Source organism: Cryomorpha ignava (genome assembly GCF_010686655.1).
GTDB classification, from domain to species: Bacteria; Bacteroidota; Bacteroidia; order Flavobacteriales_D; family Cryomorphaceae; genus Cryomorpha; species Cryomorpha ignava.
The window spans coordinates 1-16,842 of the sequence record NZ_JAAGVY010000062.1 but is presented as its reverse complement, the minus strand read 5'-3'; the positions used below and the strand labels follow the sequence as shown (position 1 = coordinate 16,842).

The 16,842-nt window shown below is 34.5% G+C and carries 16 protein-coding genes; all 16 read left to right on the top strand.

Features of this window, described 5'->3' with window-relative positions; all coding sequences use genetic code 11:
* Positions 1–292 precede the first annotated feature (292 nt).
* The gene (locus tag G3O08_RS19075; protein ID WP_163287049.1) at positions 293–586 is read left to right on the top strand and encodes a hypothetical protein; all 294 of its coding nucleotides are present in this window, start codon (positions 293–295) and stop codon (positions 584–586) included.
* Positions 587–991: 405 nt separating this feature from the next.
* The gene (locus G3O08_RS19070; protein WP_163287048.1) at positions 992–1,975 is read left to right on the top strand and encodes a hypothetical protein; all 984 of its coding nucleotides are present in this window, start codon (positions 992–994) and stop codon (positions 1,973–1,975) included.
* Positions 1,976–2,039: 64 nt separating this feature from the next.
* On the top strand, positions 2,040–2,417 hold the full coding sequence (locus G3O08_RS19065) for a hypothetical protein (protein WP_163287047.1): 378 nt from the start codon (positions 2,040–2,042) through the stop codon (positions 2,415–2,417).
* 323 nt (positions 2,418–2,740) lie between these two features.
* Positions 2,741–3,430 (top strand): hypothetical protein, encoded by a 690-nt coding sequence (locus G3O08_RS19060; RefSeq protein WP_163287046.1) that lies wholly within the window; start codon positions 2,741–2,743, stop codon positions 3,428–3,430.
* A gap of 492 nt (positions 3,431–3,922) precedes the next feature.
* Positions 3,923–4,261 (top strand): hypothetical protein, encoded by a 339-nt coding sequence (locus G3O08_RS19055; RefSeq protein WP_163287045.1) that lies wholly within the window; start codon positions 3,923–3,925, stop codon positions 4,259–4,261.
* A 115-nt stretch (positions 4,262–4,376) separates the two neighbouring features.
* On the top strand, positions 4,377–4,709 hold the full coding sequence (locus G3O08_RS19050) for a hypothetical protein (RefSeq protein ID WP_163287044.1): 333 nt from the start codon (positions 4,377–4,379) through the stop codon (positions 4,707–4,709).
* A 27-nt stretch (positions 4,710–4,736) separates the two neighbouring features.
* Entirely contained in the window at positions 4,737–7,208 is a 2,472-nt protein-coding gene (locus G3O08_RS19045) for a hypothetical protein (RefSeq protein ID WP_163287043.1), read from the top strand.
* A gap of 58 nt (positions 7,209–7,266) precedes the next feature.
* Positions 7,267–7,542: a hypothetical protein gene (locus G3O08_RS19040; RefSeq protein ID WP_163287042.1), complete on the top strand. Its 276-nt coding sequence runs from the start codon at positions 7,267–7,269 to the stop codon at positions 7,540–7,542.
* 337 nt (positions 7,543–7,879) lie between these two features.
* Complete coding sequence (locus G3O08_RS19035; RefSeq protein ID WP_163287041.1) at positions 7,880–8,641, top strand: hypothetical protein; 762 nt, start codon at positions 7,880–7,882, stop codon at positions 8,639–8,641.
* Positions 8,642–8,975: 334 nt separating this feature from the next.
* Positions 8,976–9,173, top strand: coding sequence for a helix-turn-helix domain-containing protein (locus G3O08_RS19030; protein ID WP_163287040.1), 198 nt, complete (start codon positions 8,976–8,978; stop codon positions 9,171–9,173).
* A gap of 70 nt (positions 9,174–9,243) precedes the next feature.
* Positions 9,244–10,194 carry a restriction endonuclease subunit M gene (locus G3O08_RS19025; RefSeq protein WP_204336946.1) on the top strand — a complete coding sequence of 317 codons (951 nt, stop codon included), beginning with the start codon at positions 9,244–9,246 and terminating at the stop codon, positions 10,192–10,194.
* Complete coding sequence (locus G3O08_RS19020; RefSeq protein WP_163287038.1) at positions 10,191–14,165, top strand: Eco57I restriction-modification methylase domain-containing protein; 3,975 nt, start codon at positions 10,191–10,193, stop codon at positions 14,163–14,165. The genes G3O08_RS19025 and G3O08_RS19020 overlap by 4 nt, the downstream gene beginning before the upstream one ends.
* A gap of 10 nt (positions 14,166–14,175) precedes the next feature.
* Positions 14,176–15,171, top strand: coding sequence for a DUF3644 domain-containing protein (locus tag G3O08_RS19015; protein WP_163287037.1), 996 nt, complete (start codon positions 14,176–14,178; stop codon positions 15,169–15,171).
* 312 nt (positions 15,172–15,483) lie between these two features.
* Entirely contained in the window at positions 15,484–15,948 is a 465-nt protein-coding gene (locus G3O08_RS20990) for a GNAT family N-acetyltransferase (protein ID WP_204336945.1), read from the top strand.
* 3 nt (positions 15,949–15,951) lie between these two features.
* Positions 15,952–16,359 (top strand): GNAT family N-acetyltransferase, encoded by a 408-nt coding sequence (locus tag G3O08_RS20985; protein WP_204336944.1) that lies wholly within the window; start codon positions 15,952–15,954, stop codon positions 16,357–16,359.
* A gap of 6 nt (positions 16,360–16,365) precedes the next feature.
* Entirely contained in the window at positions 16,366–16,704 is a 339-nt protein-coding gene (locus tag G3O08_RS19005) for a n-acetylglutamate synthase (protein WP_163287036.1), read from the top strand.
* Positions 16,705–16,842: the final 138 nt, after the last annotated feature.

Here is a 16,842-nt window from a genome sequence, read left to right as displayed (position 1 = left end):
TTGTCATAAGTCACAGTTCAGGACTTTGCATAAATTCCACATGGTAGCTAATCAAAATGAATTGAAAGCTCATTCAAAAGCGTTCAATAAAGAATATTATACCATAATAGAATAAACGATTTGCCAACAATGTATATAAAAAATAGGCGAAACAGTAGTAAATTCAAGGCTTTTGGCTCGTGTCAAATTTTGTGCTTAACCGAAAGTTCAGTGCTTCGTAATCGCCTACTTTTCATATACTAAACGTTGTGTGGCATTTGAAGAGAGTAACTTAATACATGAACACCAAATTATGAACTTGACAGAAAAGAACAATCAAGATAAAAATCATGAGACATTATACCGAAATTTTGGAATGGTCATATTTTGTGTTTTGGGTGTTCTTTCAATATATGGCTATTTCTTAATTGACACTTCAGAAACCGTTAGTCATTATTCCAATACTGCGGCGGGTGACGCTTCGGGATTTAGATTTATAATTTTCCTTGGAATTGTAAAGTATGGTATTTTACTCTTGGGCTTATCATTAATTTTTACGGTTTTAGGAATGTTTATCAAGCAGAAAATAAATAAGAAAGTTACATAAAAATTACGAAGAAAACATGAGGACGTAAATGGACTTAAGTGGACAAATATTATGATTCACGATGTTCTCGACGTCTGCAATTTTGATTCCCTTGACTTGGAAAATAAAAAGTTTGAAAAAAAATATTCCGAGTGATAATTGGGCTTTTGGTTACGATTATAACTGCATTTATTCCTTATCAGATTAATTTAGCAATTATTTTCAGAGACGGAATAAAATCAAGCTAATGAAAAGATAGACGCCACACAACATTTTATAAACGTAATGCGGGCTTCACGTCTAAAAATGAATATCTTTCAAGCAAGAAAATTTACGGTTTATTGGAAGTAAGTGCTTCGAAATCCCGCACTACGTTTATATTGCCGTTGTGCTTCATGTTAGAAACTGTAAAAAAGAAACGAATTAATGGATAAATACAAAATATTCTGGGAGTTTATAAAAGAAAATCATATCGGATTCATAACTATGGAAGCCACCCATGAAAGGCTTATACGCGCTGTTCAAAGACGAAACAAAGATATCAGTTCCTTACCGAATTTTTCCGATATTGAAGACAAGGCCAATTATTTACAATTACTTGATGTTATCGGGCTTGATAATAGTACAACAACAAATAACATTGGTAATGACTTGCAGAATATGGTTAAACAGTTAACGCCCATCAATGATGCGAAGCAATTATTAAATAAAGAAGAGCAAGAAGAAAAAAAGGAGCTGACGAAAGCCGTATACATTGTATTAAAAAACTTAGATGATATTTTGGAAATAATTCTCAACTCAGAAAATATCGAGGATGCTGTCTATCTTCTGTGTTCTAAATATGAATTTTCTGACTCTCAAGCCCACAATTTAGTAGCCCTTAATCTGGAATCTCAAAATGAAATCATAATCTCAAAATTTGCAGAAGAGCAAAAAAACATATTCGATTATATGTTACGGGATCTGAAATTTAAAGAAAGAAAACCTCAAAAAGCTCATGAGTTGGCTCTCGACACGGTAGAGAAAATAGAGAAATACTTGGAAAACAACCAAGACCCGAGCACCATGCATGTTTTATCCCTTTTCTATTATCAACTTGCTTGTGACTTTGATAAATTTGACAAACCCGAAGTTGCTTTAGAATATTACAAAAAAACGGTAGAAGCTAAAAAAAATAGTTTTCTCACTTCCCAAAATCTTAAAAGTTTAAAAGAATTAAGTGACTGTTACTATTTTCTAAGTATACAGCTGAAAAGAATGGCCATGATTGAAGATGCGCTTGAAAAGATACGATTAGCCTATCATATTATTCAATACATTGACTCATCAAATAATTATGTAGATTCTGTCAAAGATGATCTCTACGAAATTAGACAAGTATTGGAGGAACTTGATGACGTCATGCGATAGAATTATTTGAATATTATCAAAAATATTTAAGGCTTCAACTATATATGACTTTAACTCAAACAAAATGACTAACCATTTTATTCAAAATAATTTTTGGAACAAAACTCTTTTGGCTCCAGGACACCATGATGTTGAAATTACCTGCATTGAATCGGGAGAGAATTTGTCAACAGGAACTCAATTCATCATTTGTATTTTTGAAAATAAGAACGGCTATTTCCCCAAAAAAATTAATGCTAAGTTGACAAGTAAACTAAATCGAAAGTTTATTGACAATCTATTCAATTACGTTGGTCTTGACGTACCGACGGGTGAAATTGATTTTACACAGCTATTAAACAAAAAACTTAATATTTATATAGCTGGTTGCGCCACACTTGATTTCGGAAAAGGAATAAGCATAAATAGCCTGTCCAAGTTTCGTGGGGAAAATGATATATAAAATAAAGTAGTTTACGGAAAATTAAAAGTATATAGACCAACAACCCGCCTGCACTTATACTCACGTTGGCGTTAATTTGAAAACATAAAAAATCATGAATACAGAACTAAATGAGGATTATAAAGAAACCGTTAAATTGATGATTCTTGCAAAACACATTTTATCCAACATTAAATGTGATAGATGTAAAACCAAAAGTATATGGTACAATATTACGACTGACAGAAAGGCGGAGTATAATTGGTGCTGCGATGAATTGAAAATCGAAATTTCAAGACAATTAAACTTAATTGGATTTGTAGACAATAATTAAACCCGAGAAAATGACAATAAATCAAAAAATCACCTCTGTATTGTTTATGAAAGAAACAATTGACAGAGTCAAACAGCAGTTCAATAAAGGGCCTCAAATTATACCGTTAGAAGAATTTGATATAACATTTCGCCTTTATAAACCTACAAACTTCAATATTAATCTTGAAGTTCCAATTAAAATGCCAATTGAAGGTACCTCAGAAGATGTTGATTTTGGAGAATTGGGTAAGGGCATAAAACGTAGTATGGTTATGTTTTGGAAGCCAATCGGTTTTTACACGTTAAAACGGAATTTATTGTCTTCAGACGATATTGAGTTAAACATTTTGAAAGAATATGAAGATTCATTAGATTCTTTAAGGCAACAAAATAAAATTTCATCATCAATAAAAATCAATAAATTATCATTAAAAGAAAATGCGCTTATTGCTGGGTTTTCAAAAGAAACAAGTTTAAGGGCAGCTAAGAATGAAGATTGTTTTTCATTTATTTCAAATGGATTGTTATTAGACATATATATGACTGACGAGGGCTATCCTGAAGTTTTTCTTGATGACAAATATGAAACACAAGGTGCTATTGTAAAGTATCGACTTTACGACAACCCTGCTGGAATTGACCCAATTGTAAATTACAAAGAACTCTTCGATAAAATGTATTCAATGAGTTTATTAACTGCGCACGGAAAAAGTATCTAACAGTAAAAACAGGACAAATGAAAAACGATTATTCGAAATTTATTTATTGTTTTAAAATAATCATTTCGGATCTGAAATGATTTTGTTAACAATTTTAAGATTCTTGCCCACATCAAACATTTGTAATCTTCTAACTAAATTGAGAGAAATATATCTTGACAAGATCGAAATATTCAATATGTTATCATTGTCTTCTACCAAGTTGGAAATCTAATTTTCGGAGTGCTGTTTGCGACAAGATAAAAAAACATAAGGGCAGAATGGTGGCTGACCATTATGGTTTTGGACTACTCGAAGTTGCTGGAAAAAGAAAATACATGAGAAAAAATTAAAATACACGAAAGCACAACATTGTATAAGCGTAATGCAGAGTTATCGCCTAATGATGAACACCTTACAAGCAATGAACTTTACGATAAATTGGAAGTCTGTGCTTCTAAGTCCTGCACTACGCTTATACTCACGTTGGCAACCATTAAAAACTAAAAAGAAATGAATAGAATTAAATTATCCCTGTTTATATTGATGCTCATCACGAGTATAGAAACTTACGCTCAAAACAATTCTAATTTAATTATCATAAGATGGTCAACGGTAGACAAAAGAGCAATGAATAGCGGAGATGCATATTTCTATATTATAGACGAGAACTCCGATGTTCAGAAGATAGAAATTGGTAAGGAAAAATTAGAAGAAGGTAAAACAGCTATTTTAATTCATAAAAAGCTAAAAGAGTATTACTCCCAAGGTTATAAATTAATCTCATCTAATTTCAGCACAACCGCAATGGGATATTGCGATAAAGGTGAATATATTCTTCAGAAAGAATGAAAAACGATTTGCCAACACACAATATACGCCATAAAAAAAACGGCGCATATTGTAGCCGTTACCTGCAAGCCTAAAGAACGACATCGCTGATAATGACAAACAAAAAACAAGAACAATGGCACTAAAACAAATAAAATCTTTCGAAGAATTTAAGACTCAACTTGAAACCAATGTTGACTTACAAAAGGAATTCAAAGAGAATCCAGTCAATGCGATTCAAAATTTCCACCAACAAAACCCATTATCCAATGACAAATGGATTTATAGGATAATTGTCCTTTCTCTTGGTTTGACAATTATCTCTATCATAATCGGAGTGATAATATTAATTGGCGCTGGAAAGATAATAGATGACGGGAGTGTACCAACAATTTTAACTGCTATCGGTTCTGCTGCAATTGGTGCATTAGCTGGACTATTGGCTCCACCACCAAGAAATAACGTTTAATTTTTTTACACCCAAAAACTTATAAATATGAAATTTCAAGAACTAAAAACCAAACTAGAATCTATAGAAAATGGAAAGGCTTTCAAATTTGATTTATCTTGGATAAACTCAAAACTGACAGAGCAATTAGATGATTTTGTCCAAATTGTTGACAACATCATAAACCTTTATAATTCAAAATATGACCTAATTGACAAAGACACTATTTCGTTTTCAGGAGAGATTCACGTAAAAGGGTCTACAACCTATTTTGAAATAAGAATGGCTTTTTTTAATACCGTAGACTTGGACTACCTTATTACAGTAGAGCCTAATGGTAATTGGGAAAATGAAGTAGATGGCTCAATAAGGACAATATTGAGAGCCTTACCTATTGACTTCAAAGAAACAATGTTTATTCACTCTTCCATGGATTTGGAAAAAGCCACCATTGTTTTTGATGAAAATAAAATTTATGAATTAGGGATTTCAAAAGGTGTTGGAATTGTAACACATATTAAAAGTGACCTACTAAAGAGATTAAATTTACCCGACAGCTTATTTCAAATTATCCGAACTTCTGAAGGTATTTATAAAGTATTCAAAGAACTAAATTTTGAAAGTTCAATTGCAAACACTTTTAAAATAATGCTAAAAAAAGTTCAACTCATTGACAAACAAAGCATAGAAGTAGCAGGCATTCTTACTTTACCTTTCCCGAACAATAAATTAGACGTTCCTGCATCGTTTGTAGTTAACAAAGATTTATATCAAGCCAAAATTAAGGTTGATAAAAGTATAAAACTTAATCTTCCATACTTCTTGGCGGGGGACGGACTTTATGTTGGAAATATTGAAATTGACCTTCAAGGTTCGTTTACTCAACCACAATACAATTATGGACTATATGCAAACTTTGCAATTGGTCAAGAAGTAAAACCCCAAAGTGTTTCTACTAGCAGAAACACTTTAAATGACGGAGAAGTAAGAATTATTTATAATAGCACATCGCAAGCCACTTTAATTCCTGCATTTATTGAAGCATATTCTAAAGAAATCACGTTAAGTAAAATAGTTCAGTTGTTTGCTGGAAAAATCATCTCGCTACCAAATTTCTTAAATCAAATCGTTAGCTTTTATTCTACATATTTTTATTACTGCGAACCAAGTCAAAACAGAATACTACTTAATGGTGTTGAAGCAAAAAAGGGAATTGCTTTAAGTTCGGGAGTAAAAATACTCGGGTTAGATGCTTATTGTGAATTTTCATCCATTGAAGAGCAAACAAAAGGAAATATCATTTTAGAGCCAATCAATATTTTAAACTTGGTGAAAATTGAGGGTGATGGTGGTGGAAGCCCCGATAATTATCAAGGACCTCAAATAAAAAAAGGCGGAGTTCAATTATTTTTTGATAGTAAAGGTCCAACTTATTTTAGAACCGATGTAAGTGTAAACCTTTTTGACATTTACAAATTTAAAACGGGCGCAAATGTTCAAGAGGAAGGATTGCAATTCTATTACGACATAGATTTAGGGTTTGTGAAAGCTCAAATAGACTGTCTATTAAATGCAATAGACAACTTTAAGATGGCATCTAAATTTGATGCTAAGTTAATAGGATTGAAAGCCAACATACCTGTGTTAGGCAAACTCTCATTAAACCTATCTATTAATTCTGAAATTTTATTTGCTATCAAATCCCAAACATCGGATGGAATGGCTTCTTTATTAGTTGGCTTTAGTTTTAATGGCTCTACTCAAGCAATAAAAATCCCATTCAAGGTCAAAGAAATTCGTTCGTTAGAAGAAGTCATAAGAAAAGCAATAATTGATTTAATTATTTCGCTTCTTAAATCAGCGGAAGAATGGCTGAAAGCAATTTTGAATGGTGCAATCAAAATTGCAGATGATATGATTCAAGAATCAAAACGAATTGCTGAAAATTTGCTGAACACCTTTAAACAAAGTGTTGAAGATTCAGCAAAACTTTTAAAAAGCGCTGGTTATACACTTGAACGAACCACAGAAATTTTGAAAGACGGTTTTGGAAAAGCTGAAAAAGAGATTGCATCTATTCTTAAAACAGCAGACCATACAACAGAGCAAATAGCAAATGCATTACTTTATGTGCTGAAAGTTGCTCCTATTGAGGTTTTTGAAATTCTTAAAATTCTAAAGGCACCTATTGAGGAAATTGGGAATGCTCTAAAATCGGTATCATCTGTGTTGGAGAAAAATATCTTAAGCTTAGGTCTTAATGATAATGAAGTATCAAAACTTCTAATTGGATTTGGTAAGAATGCTAATGAAGCAGTAGACTTTTTTGTTGATATTATGGGCAGGCCAAACGAAATCATTAATGACACTCTGGTAAAAGCCGGTTATAAAGCTGAAGAAATTGCGAAGTCCCTTATTAGAAGATTTCCCCGATCACCAATACCTCTTCCTGCTCCTATAAAAATTTGTGTGTTACGTAATCCTTTAAATGGTAATTGTATAAAATGGATTATAACATAACTCATTAAAACAAATCACAATGTTTCTATTTAAAATTAAATTCTAAAAAAAAACAAATATGAGCAAGCTAGTAAATATGATTGCCGGGCCATTTAATGTTTGGGGGGCAGAAAAAGAAGTATATTCAGTTTTTGGTTCAAATACTGGATGTAAAATGAGTGTTTTTGAGAATAACACAAACGGTAATATCAGAATTCAAGTTAGACATAACACAGATGTATCAAGTGGCGATTGGTATGAATACAATGAAGGCAATTTTATTAAAGCACAAGTTGTTCATTGCCGATTAGCTTCAACAAGTACTGGCGGAAGCGTTGTTTTAAAAATTGAGTAAAAAAACTGACGGATTTGGCAAGAAAAGAAAGTGAATTAGATGGAAATATTTGACTTATAGTGCTATATATTAGAATGTTAGATAAACACACCTGCTTGGACACAGTTGAGAATCGACAAATCAAATATTGCCTTAGAAACAATAAAAAACGATTGAAAACAAATACTTCTAAACGTGTCTAAATAAAGGCCAGCAGGTAACAATGTATATAAAAAATAGGCGAACTAGCAGCAAAATCAAGGCTTTTGGCTCGTATCAAACTTTGTGCTTAACCGAAAGTTTCGGGCTTCGTAATCGCCTACTTTTCATATACTAACCGTTATCTGCAATTAAGGAAATGAAAGTTAAACTACTTGTACTCGGCCTGATGTTATTATGCTTGAATAGCTACGCGCAAGAAAATAGCGAAAATATTTGTGGGAGTTATAAAGACGGTTTAGGTGATATGGTAATTACCAAACTAATTTTGAAGGAAGACAGTACTTTTGAATTAACGACCCCTGACCCGATTTTTGCTCATACGCACGAGAATTACACAAATATGGGACGGTGGACTTATTCAAGCCAGTCTGTTATTTTAAATCAAAGTCTTAAACCAAGACAGATTAATGTGGAAATAAAAGAACGTCATTTAGATTCTTCCGATTCCATTACGGTCAAAATAAATTATATTTTGGATGTATATGAAAACGAAAAGTTGATTTCTTCCGAACCCTTTGAATTTGAGATGTTGACTTTGACATTGAACGGCAAAAAGAAGGGGTATAATTTCAGGAGTTGGGAAAGTCATCGAACTTGTCTTTTCGCACCGAAAGTAAAAAACCAAGTGTTGTTGGACTCTCTTGGGACTGCACAAATTCCCAGAAAAGATTTAAAGTCGATTTCTGTTTACGGCTATGGATTTGATCAACCATTGATTTTATCAATTGAAAACCGAGAGACGAATTATTTGGAGATAAAGATAATTCATCCTGTTGATCGAGAACGAATGCCTCGAAATAAGCAAGTGATTGTAAAGGGGGACAGAGCATTCTATTATGAGCTCAACGGAAAAGTCCTAACCACGGGGATGTTAAGCCCTTTGGTAAAACAGAAATAAAAGAATAAAGCAGATAACATTGTATAAGAGATAATGGGGCTATCCGTCAAAAAATGAATATCTTGAATTTAATGTACATTTCGGAATGTTGAAAGTCTGTACTTCGAAATGCCCCACTACTCTTATACTCACGTTGTGCAACATGTAGAAAAAGCCAACGCGCAAATAGGCACATTTGGTTTTTGCCCACACACAATCCAAACGCAAAAAACCAAAAGAGCCTATTTTTTTGCTCACGCTCGGACAGACTAATAAGGAAACGAACGAAATGTATATTGAAAAACGAGATATTTGAAAATTTTAGGCTATTTTAGTCACATAAATTTATGCGGACATGAACCGAATAAAGGAAGTGCTTGAAGAGAAAGGAATAAAGCAAACTTGGTTGGCTGAAAAACTCGGTAAAAGTTATAACATGGTGAACGGATACGTTCAAAACCGACAACAGCCAAGACTTGAAATCCTTTATGAGATTGCCACAATTCTTGAAATTGATGTAAAGGAACTTTTAATATCTAACAAAGAAAATTAAACGAGTGCGAACAGGAATTGACATACTTGAAAATGAAATAGTCGCTCAGTACCCTGATGTACTCGAAATATTGCTCCGTGACCACACAACTCAAAAAAATATATTTTGGGCTACAAACAACTACGAACATCTCGGGAAGTCATACAATTCTAACTCCTACATTCTACCAGAGCTAATCACAGGTGAAAACGGCAATATCATCATGCCTAGAGTTCATAAAGACAAAGCTCTGCAACAATCCAGATCTAAAGAAATGGCAGAGGTTTTTACTCCGTCTTGGATATGTAATGCACAGAACAACCTAATTGACAATGCATGGTTTGGAAAACATGGAGTTTTCAATAAAGATAAAACCATGGCTGATAGAGCTAAATCTTGGGAAGTAAACACTAACAAAATAACCTTCCCAAAAGGTAAAACTTGGAGAGGCTATGTGAGAGATACAAGACTTGAAATTGCTTGCGGTGAAGCTCCTTATATCACTAGCCGATATGATAGTACAACAGGGGAATTCATTCCTATTCAAAATAGAGTTGGAATTTTAGACAGAAAACTAAGAGTGATTAACGAAAATATTGACTCATCAGGGGAATGGCTCAAGGCAGCTCAAACAGCTTTTAAAAACACCTACGCTTTCGAATGGCAAGGCGATAGCTTACTTCTCGCAAGGGAAGCCATGCTAGCAACATTTATAGAAAATTACACGGTTAAGTTTGACAAAGAGCCACTTTTAAAATCTATTCAATATATCGCATACATCATTTCTTGGAATGCTTGGCAAATGGATGGGCTGAAAGGCGTAATTCCAAACAGCTGCGGTCATAAAACGGAAACTTGTGTGAATCTTTTTGGAGAAACTGAATCCAAACACACATTTTGCGAAGGTTGCGAAAAGGGTAATATCCGAAAACACAATGGCACATACGCTTTAATTAAAGATTGGTCTAATAAAGATTCGAAAACAGGAAAGACAGGTACAAAAATTAGATTTATTGACCTATTAAATAATCGCGGAAAATGAAATTTACATCATCTTTAAAGCTAAAGTTAATCTATGTTTTCCGCATCAATGGTGATGCCCATAGAGGTTGTTTAAAAATTGGAGAAGCAACTTCTGACAATGAAAATATTTGGGGGCTCGAACCGAACAGCAAAGCAATTAACAAAGCTGCCAAAAAGCGTATTGACCAATACACGCAAACCGCAGGTATTGCTTACGACTTACTTTATACGGAACTCACGATTTACAATGATAAAAGTGGTCTTAAATCTTTTTCAGACCATGAGGTTCATAATGTGCTTACACGTTCAGGAGTTAAAAAGAAAACATTTGACTCAAAAAACAAGGCCAATGAGTGGTTTATAACCGACCTTGAAACCATTAAAAAAGCAATCACCGCTGTAAAAGAGGGGAAAGATTCACTCCATGCCAGCGAGGTTTCAGATACTCAAAATCCGATTGTATTTAGACCCGAACAAAAAGAAGCGATTGACAAAACCATTAAGCAATTCAAAAAAAGCAACGAAATGCTTTGGTTCGCTAAAATGCGTTTTGGAAAAACCCTTTCTGCATTACAAGTTGTTAAAGACCATGATTTTACTAGAACACTTATTTTAACCCACCGTCCTGTTGTTGATAAGGGTTGGTTTGAAGACTTTGGGAAAATATTCTACGATTCTCCACAGTACGCTTATGGTTCAAAAAACCAAGGAAACCGGTTTACCACACTAGAAAGAGAATGTAAAAAAGGAAATTCCAAGTACATCTACTTTGCATCCATGCAAGACCTTAGAGGTTCTGAATTGGTAGGTGGTAACTTCAATAAAAATGACGAGTTATTTGGAACGACTTGGGATTTGGTAATTGTAGATGAAGCACATGAAGGCACACAAACTGAACTAGGAACAAATGTGCTCAGCGAGCTTAAAAAGGAAAATACAAAGGTTCTACACCTATCAGGAACACCATTCAATTTACTCGACAATTACCAAGAAGAAGAAATCTATACTTGGGATTATGTGATGGAACAAAAGGCCAAGGCAGATTGGGACAAAATCCACTTTGGCGACCCAAACCCTTATGCTTCACTTCCAAAACTCAATATATTCACTTACGACCTTGGTAAATTATTACATGGTTATATTGATGAAGAAGTAGCTTTTAATTTTCGTGAGTTTTTTAGAGTGGGCGAAACAGGGAGCTTTCTCCATGAAAAAGATGTGCTTTCATTCTTAAATCTTATCTGCAAATCCGATACTGAAAGCAATTACCCTTACTCTACTGAAGAATATCGAGATAATTTCAGACACTCACTTTGGATGGTTCCAGGCGTGAAAGAGGCAAAAGCTTTGAGCACTATGCTAAAAACACACCCTGTTTTTAGTCAATTTGACATTGTAAATGTAGCGGGTGACGGAGACGAAGAAGAAGCCAACGAAGAAGCATTAAAAAAAGTCGAAAATGCCATTGGTGATAATCCGCATGAAACTTACACGATTACCCTTTCATGCGGTCGTTTGACCACAGGTGTTTCCGTTAAAGCATGGACAGCCGTTTTCATGCTTTCAGGCTCACATAACACTTCGGCTTCTGCATACATGCAAACCATTTTCAGAGTACAAACTCCTGCAACCATAAATGGTAAAGTGAAAGAAGAATGCTTTGTTTTTGATTTTGCTCCAGACCGCACCCTAAAAGTGATTGCTGAAACAGCCAGAATTTCGGCAAAGGCCGGAACAACTACAGAGCAAGGAAGAAAAAACATGGGTGAGTTCCTGAATTTCTGTCCAATCATAGCTTTTGACGGTTCGCGAATGAGGGATTATGATGTGAACGGCATGCTCGAACAACTCAAGAAAGTGTATATCGAGCGTGTTGTAAACAATGGTTTTGAGGATTCGCATCTATACAACAGAGACCAATTAGAGCAATTGAATGATGTGGAAGTGGAAGAATTCAATGGGCTCAAAAAAGTGATTGGCAGCACCAAAGCCATGCCCAAGAGCAAGGACATAGAAATAAACAAACAAGGTTTTACAGAGGAAGAGCGTGAAGAGTTAGAGAAGGCAAAGAAAAAAGCAAAAAAAGAACTTACACCAGAGCAAAATGCACTTCTTAAAAGAGATAAAGAGCAGAAAAAAATGCGCGATACAGCTGTTTCAATTCTTCGTGGCATTTCTATTCGTATGCCTTTAATGATTTACGGTGCTGATGTAAAAAATGAAGAAACCGAAATTTCAATTGATAACTTTACTGAATTGGTGGATAATCAATCTTGGGAAGAGTTTATGCCCAAAGGAGTTACCAAAGCCACTTTTAAAAAGTTCAAAAAGTATTACGAACCAGATGTTTTCCGAGCAGCAGGAAAACGAATTAGAGCTTTAGCCCGTGCTACTGACCACTTAATCATAGAGGATCGTATAGAGCGTATTACCCACATTTTTAGCACTTTTAGAAATCCCGACAAAGAAACTGTGTTGACGCCTTGGCGTGTGGTGAATATGCACTTGGGTGATTGCTTGGGTGGTTACGTCTTTTTAGATGAAAAGCGTGAGAAAACTATCGCACATCCAATTTATAGTTCGCAAGGTCATGTAACTGATGACGTTTTTGCAACGGATGCTCGTATTTTAGAAATCAACTCTAAATCGGGTCTGTACCCCTTGTATGTAGCGTATTCTATTTTCCGAAATCGTGTAAAGGAAGTCTATCCTAACAAAGAGCCTAATACACTCACCATTGAGCAACAACAAGGATTGTGGGATAAAACGGTAGCAGAAAATGTGTTTGTACTCTGCAAAACGCCAATGGCAAAAAGCATCACAAAACGAACTTTGGTAGGTTTTAGAGCAGCTAATGTAAACACGCATTATTTTGAGGATATGGTGCGACAAATTACTCAACGTCCTGAAAAATTTATCGCAAAAATCAAAAAGGGTCAATCTTATTGGAAAGCAAATAAAAACAACGACATGAAATTTAACGCAATCGTAGGCAATCCGCCTTATCAAGAAACGACAGAAGGTACAAGTGATAAACCTATCTACCACTTGTTTATGGATATTGCTTACAAAATATCTAACAAAGTTACTTTCATTACACCAGGTAGGTTTTTATTCAATGCAGGTAAAACGCCTAAAGATTGGAATAAAAAGATTTTAAATGATAAGCATTTCAAAGTAATATGGTATGAAAGTGATAGTACAAATGTTTTCCCAAATGTTGATATCAAAGGAGGTGTGGCAGTCACGTTTAGAGACAAACAGCAGGAATTCAAGGAGATTGGTGTTTTCTCTTCTTATCCAGAACTAAGTTCTATTGCAAGTAAAGTAGGGTCAAATAACAGTTTTACCTCGATTAGCAACGTTATATACTCTCAAAATAAATTCAATCTTAATAGACTTTACAAGGATTTTCCAGAATATAAGAATATAATAGGCAGTAATGGAACTGAAAAAAGGTTTACGACATCTATTTTCCAACAGCTAGAGATTTTTAAAGAAGAACCTAAAAAAGATACAGATATTAAAGTTCTTGGTCTAATTGACAATACAAGAGTTTTCAGGTTCATTCCTGCCCAGTATTTGGAAAAACACTCTAATTTGGACAAATCAAAAGTTCTATTGCCATTCAGCAATGGTTCAGGATCATTTGGTGAGACATTATCATCCCCTGTTGTAGCTAAACCAAACGAAGGTTTTACACAGTCTTTCATAAGTATTGGAATTTTCGATTCATCTTTTGAAGCCGAAGCATGTAGAAAATACATCTGCTCCAAATTTGCAAGAGCCTTATTGGGTGTTTTGAAAGTGACACAACACAACAGTAAAGAAGTATGGCAATTCATTCCACTACAAAAATTTACCAAGCATTCAGACATAGATTGGAGCAAATCCATTTTTGAAATTGACAAACAGTTGTACAAAAAGTACAACTTGAGTGAAGGAGAAATTGAGTTTATTGAAAGTATGATAAAACCAATGGGGCAATAAATTAACCGCTATGTCACGAAAAGCCAGATTTCAGCATTTACTTGAAAAATCCGTTCATGCAGCATTGTCGGCTATTGAGATATACAACAAACCCGATTTCAAATACCGAGAAGAGAGTTTTTCAATTCTCATGGTAAATGCTTGGGAATTGCTTTTAAAAGCCCGCATCCTTCAGCGGAATAAGAACAAATTGGAAAGCATTTACATAGTTGACCCAAACAAAACCAAAAAAGACGGCACACCTTATAAAAAGCCAAAATATAAAACCAGTCGTTCGGGTAACTATTTAACTATTGACATAACCAACGCCATGAAGGAATTGAAACTACCTGAACGGCTTAAAGAAAATTTGGGATTGCTCATTGAAATTCGGGATAATGCCATTCACTTTATGAACGACAGCAAGTTGTTCGAAAAGAAGTTTTTAGAAATAGGAACTTCCTCCTTGAAAAGTTATGTAAACATGGTCAACAAGTGGTTTGAATATGATTTGAGCCAGTACAATTTTTACCTGATGCCAATTTCGTTTTTTCATAATCACGAAATGCAAAGCTTTTCAATTAACAAGGAGGACAAGCAACACCAAAATCTGCTGAAATTCATAGCATCCAAGGAGAAGTCCTTCCCTTCTGACGAAACGCAAGAACACAACATTTCATTGATACTTGAAACAAAGTGGGTAAAATCTAAATCGGTTGACACATTAACATCATTAAAGTACGACCCAGACGACCCGAACGCTATTTCTTATAAAGAAGATTCAGAAGAAGTGTTCAGAAAAAAATACCCTTGGAACTTTACAGACCAGTTGAAACCAAGGCTCAAAGCAAGGTATAAGACCTTCAAGTTTGATACAGCCTACTTGAAGTTGATGGAGAAGTTTAAAAAAGACAAGAAGCTTTCAGATGAAAGACCTTTGGATTGGAATAAGCCAATAGGAACAAAAAAGCGATTTTATAGCACCAATATTTTAAAAGAGTTTGACAAACACTATGAAGTTAAATAGCCCAAAAATGCCAGCGCTTCAAAGCCACACACATTGCCAAGCCGCTCAAGCCAGCCGCACCTGCCTAAGCTTATCAAAGAGTGTGTCTTTCCCAACGCTCGGTCGAAAGAAAAGAAAGCACGATTGCACAACAATGGCTATACGTAATGCGGGCGAAAGTGCTGATATGAAAGTAATTACATTTAATAAACTAAGAGCTAAACGGAAAGTGAAGTGCCTTGAAATCCCGCACTCCGCATAGCCGGGCCGTTGTGCGTAAGCTAAAAAAAAATCCTGCATAAAATGAAAATTCGGAATGGAAATATACACGATTTGAATTCTTTAAAACAGTTGGGAGAAAATACCTGGAAACAATTTGAAAAAGATTTGAGCAATGAAAATTGGGATATATTGTCAAGTAATCTATCAAACGAAAACTTATACAAAGACTTGTTGCAAAATTCTACAAGTTTTGTCTGCGAAAATGGAACAGGAGACTTAATTGGAATGAGTTTCTTGGTCGCAAGTGGAAATCCTACTGAAATTTATAACGAAAAACAATGCTATATTCGATTTGTAACAGTTTCAGAGAAATACAAAGGTTTAAACATCGGACAGAAACTAACGGAAGAATGTATTGAATTTGCGAGAAAAAATGGCGAGAAAAAAATTGCTCTTCACACATCCGAATTTATGGATAAAGCTCGTTACATTTATGAAAAGCTTGGATTTAAAATAATTAAAGAAATTGAGCCGAGATATGGTAAAAAATATTGGCTTTACGAAATGAGTTTATAAAGTATGATAAAGTATAAAATAGAAACAGAATTGAGCGTTGAGGAATTTACAGAAGTTCTCATAAATTCAACGTTGGGAGAAAGAAGACCAGTTTCTGAACCCGAGAGAATTGCTAAAATGCTTGAGCACGGAAATTTAACTATTACAGCAAGACACAACGGGAAATTAGTAGGAGTTTCAAGGTCTTTAACTGACTTTTTGTATTGTACTTACTTATCCGACCTTGCCATAGACGAAAAATACCAAAAACAAGGAATTGGAAAAGAGCTAATAAGACAAACTAAATTAGCTACGCCAAAAGCAAAACTTATTCTACTTTCAGCACCTAAAGCAGTAAACTATTATCCAAAAATTGGAATGAAGCAATGGGAACAATGTTATGTTTTAGATAATGTAGAAGACCTAAAATAAGAGGAGATGATTAATTATAATGGAAAAATTTTTAGACCTACATTAAATTCCGAAAATGGAGAAACATCGAGCGAAACTGTTTTTACCTATAAACAAATAGGAAATATTTTGACCTCTGAATATTCGGGTGGTAAGATAAAAAAAGGACATCTAATTGGAATTGTAGATGAGAACGCCAATATAGATATGCGTTACCATCAAGTAAATAATAAAAACGAAATTATGACTGGAATTTGTAAATCAAGACCCGAAATTCTTGAAAATGGGAAAATCCGGCTTCACGAAAGTTGGGAATGGACATCAGGAGACAAATCAAAAGGACAATCGATAATAGAAGAACAATAAAGCCTACGCACAATAACTAAGTATTCGTCCCGCCGATAGGCCAGGGATGAATAATTTGTTGACGGATCCGGTTTCTCTCTATGGGGAAAGCCTTGCGTTTATCGTTTGTTTGTGTGATTTATTTTGGCAGATCTGCCG

Coding starts and splice junctions, on each gene's coding strand:
- G3O08_RS19075 (WP_163287049.1), top strand. CDS start 293: ATGAACTTGACAGAAAAGAACAATCAAGATAAAAATCATGAGACATTA.
- G3O08_RS19070 (WP_163287048.1), top strand. CDS start 992: ATGGATAAATACAAAATATTCTGGGAGTTTATAAAAGAAAATCATATC.
- G3O08_RS19065 (WP_163287047.1), top strand. CDS start 2,040: ATGACTAACCATTTTATTCAAAATAATTTTTGGAACAAAACTCTTTTG.
- G3O08_RS19060 (WP_163287046.1), top strand. CDS start 2,741: ATGACAATAAATCAAAAAATCACCTCTGTATTGTTTATGAAAGAAACA.
- G3O08_RS19055 (WP_163287045.1), top strand. CDS start 3,923: ATGAATAGAATTAAATTATCCCTGTTTATATTGATGCTCATCACGAGT.
- G3O08_RS19050 (WP_163287044.1), top strand. CDS start 4,377: ATGGCACTAAAACAAATAAAATCTTTCGAAGAATTTAAGACTCAACTT.
- G3O08_RS19045 (WP_163287043.1), top strand. CDS start 4,737: ATGAAATTTCAAGAACTAAAAACCAAACTAGAATCTATAGAAAATGGA.
- G3O08_RS19040 (WP_163287042.1), top strand. CDS start 7,267: ATGAGCAAGCTAGTAAATATGATTGCCGGGCCATTTAATGTTTGGGGG.
- G3O08_RS19035 (WP_163287041.1), top strand. CDS start 7,880: ATGAAAGTTAAACTACTTGTACTCGGCCTGATGTTATTATGCTTGAAT.
- G3O08_RS19030 (WP_163287040.1), top strand. CDS start 8,976: ATGAACCGAATAAAGGAAGTGCTTGAAGAGAAAGGAATAAAGCAAACT.
- G3O08_RS19020 (WP_163287038.1), top strand. CDS start 10,191: ATGAAATTTACATCATCTTTAAAGCTAAAGTTAATCTATGTTTTCCGC.
- G3O08_RS19015 (WP_163287037.1), top strand. CDS start 14,176: ATGTCACGAAAAGCCAGATTTCAGCATTTACTTGAAAAATCCGTTCAT.
- G3O08_RS20985 (WP_204336944.1), top strand. CDS start 15,952: ATGATAAAGTATAAAATAGAAACAGAATTGAGCGTTGAGGAATTTACA.
- G3O08_RS19005 (WP_163287036.1), top strand. CDS start 16,366: ATGATTAATTATAATGGAAAAATTTTTAGACCTACATTAAATTCCGAA.